Raw genomic sequence first — 325 nt, forward strand, 5'->3', positions numbered from 1 at the left:
CGAAGCCCGCTTTGATGCTTACTATTTTGTCGGCGGCTTGCCACGTATACTGGATGCCTATACCAATCTGACTGGCAGAGCAAAGTTGTTGCCGCGCTGGGCACTGGAATTTGGCGATGCGGATTGCTATAACGACGGTGACAATATCAAAAAGCCAGGCACAGTACCAGCGGGCTGGTCGGACGGGCCAACGGGAAAAACGCCGGATGTGGTGCAGTCAGTCGCAGCACGCTATCGTGAGCACGATATGCCGGGTGGCTGGATATTGCCAAATGATGGTTATGGCTGTGGCTACTCGGATTTGCCAACGGTCGTCAGTGGTTTG

General features: G+C 54.5%; 1 pseudogene. It reads left to right on the forward strand.

Going from position 1 to position 325, the window contains the following annotated elements:
• A pseudogene (locus tag KDM89_RS21065) lies at nt 1–325 on the forward strand (glycosyl hydrolase); the annotation flags it as partial.

The organism is Cognatundibacterium luofuense (genome assembly GCF_018139685.1).
Classification (GTDB): domain Bacteria; phylum Pseudomonadota; class Gammaproteobacteria; order Burkholderiales; family Burkholderiaceae_D; genus Undibacterium; species Undibacterium luofuense.